Source organism: Myxococcus vastator (assembly GCF_010894475.1).
Classification (GTDB): Bacteria; Myxococcota; Myxococcia; order Myxococcales; family Myxococcaceae; genus Myxococcus; species Myxococcus vastator.
In genome coordinates, this window is sequence record NZ_JAAIYB010000729.1 from 1 (window position 1) to 2,513 (window position 2,513).

The following is a 2,513-nucleotide window of genomic DNA, read 5'->3' on the forward strand; positions in this document are numbered from 1 at the left end:
CGCCCAGCCCATCCTGCGCCCGCGCGGTGAGCAGCGCTCCGCGAGCACGCAAGGCCGCGCCCCTCAAGCCGCGCTGGTGCTCCGCGAAGCGGCGCGTGTACGTGGCCAGCACCTCGTCCGTCAGCAGCTCCTCCAGCGCCGCGCCGCTCTCCGAGTCCACCAGCCGGGCCCCCTCCCCACCCGCAGGGTCCAGGTCCTCGGCGTCCAGCACCTGCGCCAGGAAGAGCCCGGACGCGCCCCGCGCCAGCCGCGCGCACAGCGCCGGCAGGTCCGCCTCGAAGAGGAAGTCACTCACCACCACGCGCAGCCCACACGGCCGCAGCGGCGGCAGGCGCCCCAGCGCCTCCGGCAGCCCATCCCGCGCGTCGAAGTCCGCCGCGTCCAGGGCCGCCCGGCACGCCTGCCCCTGAGCGCGCTCCGGCCGGGCACCGGCCACCATCAACGTGGGCGTCAGCCCCTGCCGCGCCGCCACCTCCGCCGTCAGCAGCGCCACTTCCCGCGCGCACGCGGCCTTGCGCGGGGACAGCGCCATGGAGCGCGAGCCATCCAGCACCACCTCCACGCGCGGCGACACCTCGTCCTGGCGGATGCGCAGCACGAGCTCTCCCGTGCGCGCCACCGCGTTCCAGTCCACCTGCCGCAGGTCATCTCCGGGCTGGTACGCACGGAAGTCATGCAGCTCCAGCGCGCTGCCCGCGGACGTGGCGCGGACCTCCCCCAAGAGGCCCCGGTGGGGCCCCCGGGGCAGCGCCAGGGCCAGCCCCGGAACCAGCCGCGCGACGGCGGATGCGTCCAGCCGCTCGCTCACGACGCGTGGGCCCGCCGCTCACGCTCCACGAGCATCCGGTCCGTCCCGAAGGCGGCCACCAGCGCCAGCCCCACGACGGCGCCCAGCAAGTCCCAGGACATCTTCGGCCCGGACGCCCCGTAGTCGTACGTCGCGAAGTTCGCGATGCCCACCACGGGGTTGAAGAGGTTGAGGACAGGGTCATCCCCATCGAACCCCATCAACACCGCCACCAAGGGAGGCAGCGCCGAGGCCAACGCCACGGAGGCCACGAACATCAACCGCACCGCCGCGGGCGTGGCCAGCCGGTCCGGGCGCACCTTCCGTCCCAGCCACACCGCCAGCGACAGGAAGAGCACGCCGTACGCCGGCAGCGCCAGGGTGGCCATCCGCAGGGAGGTGCCCTTCAGCGGCAGGTCCGAGGACCCCACCTGCAAGCCCCAGAACAGCGCGCCCCAGGCGCCCAGCAGGAACACCATCCAGCGGAAGCCCCGCAGCGCGCCGGGCCGCAGCACGGACCAGGGCCGGGTGGCCGCGCGCAGCGGGCGCGCCTGTCCATCCACGTCCGCCACCACGAACATGCCCACGCCAATCAGGTGGACGCCGCCCAGCAGCGCGAACATCTCCGGCACATTGTGCGCGCGCCCCGTCAGCCACCAGATGGCGATTCCGGCGAGCATGCCCACCAGCACCTGCACCCCCACCGCGCGACGCGGCCCCCGCGTGTAGTCCTCCGTGGGCAGGGACAGCCGGGATGCGGCGGCCTCGAAGAGCAGCCAGCCGTCCATGAGCATCAGCAGCAACGCGAGGACCACCAGATAGAGGAGGTCCGAGTCACGCAGGAACCGGTCGCCCATCTCCGATATCGCGTAGGCCGCGCCCATCCCCTGCAACAGCGCCATGCCCAGCGCGCCCAGCAAGCCGAAGTGGACGAAGGCGCGCCCCATGCGGCCGTCGGCCAGCGTCGCCGCGCACACGCTGGCCACCGTGAGGAACACGAGCCACGCGCCGCCCAGCGCCAGCACCGCCAGAATCGTGGGCAGCGCGATGCCATTGAGGAAGTAGCTGAAGAGGAGGAAGGGCCCCGCCGCGGAGGCATACAGGGCCGCCTGCACCAGGAACGACGCCACCTTGCCCCGGAGGATGCGGCGCGGCCCCAGGCCGGTGAGCACCAGCAACACCCACGTCTCGTCCTCGCGCTCACGCGCCAACGAGCGGTAGGCGCTGTACGGGATGACGAAGAAGTGCGCGACGCCCAGGCAGATGAAGAAGGCGAAGAAGTAGCCCTGGCCACGCCGCGAGGAGGCGCCCTCGCGCGTCTCCACGTAGGCCACCAGCGCCACCGCCAGGCACGCCAGCAGCATCAACCCGAAGCACACCCAGAAGACGCGCGTGCGCAGTCCCTGGCGGAGCTCCTTCACCACCAGCGGGTTGAGCCGGTCTCCCCACCGCTGAGACCAGGGCTCCGCGCCCGCGACCCGGGCGCCCCCCGAAGCCGTCGGCTCCTGGGCCGGAGGGCTCATCGCCGTATCCACGGGCGCGCTCACGCCACCCTCCCCTTCGTCACCGTCATGAAGGCATCCTCGAGGTTCCGCTCCCGCGCGCTGAAGGCACACACGGGGAGCCCCGCGGACACCAGCGCCGCCAGCACCGCCGCCGCCGCCGCGTCCACCTGCGCGGGGCCCGCGCCCGCCTCCAGCTCCAGGCGCACGCGCAGCGCCTCCCC

Annotated in this window: 2 protein-coding genes and 1 pseudogene; all 3 read right to left on the minus strand. The window is 73.6% G+C overall.

Going from position 1 to position 2,513, the window contains the following annotated elements:
• Positions 1 to 808, minus strand: an 808-nt coding sequence (locus G4D87_RS36610; protein WP_163787418.1) for a DUF58 domain-containing protein, incomplete at its 3' end; no start/stop codon positions are given.
• Positions 805 to 2,334 (minus strand): ABC transporter permease, encoded by a 1,530-nt coding sequence (locus tag G4D87_RS36615; protein WP_163787419.1) that lies wholly within the window; start codon positions 2,332 to 2,334, stop codon positions 805 to 807. The genes G4D87_RS36610 and G4D87_RS36615, both read right to left, overlap by 4 nt.
• A pseudogene (locus G4D87_RS36620) lies at positions 2,331 to 2,513 on the minus strand (ABC transporter ATP-binding protein); the annotation flags it as partial. The gene G4D87_RS36615 and the pseudogene G4D87_RS36620, both read right to left, overlap by 4 nt.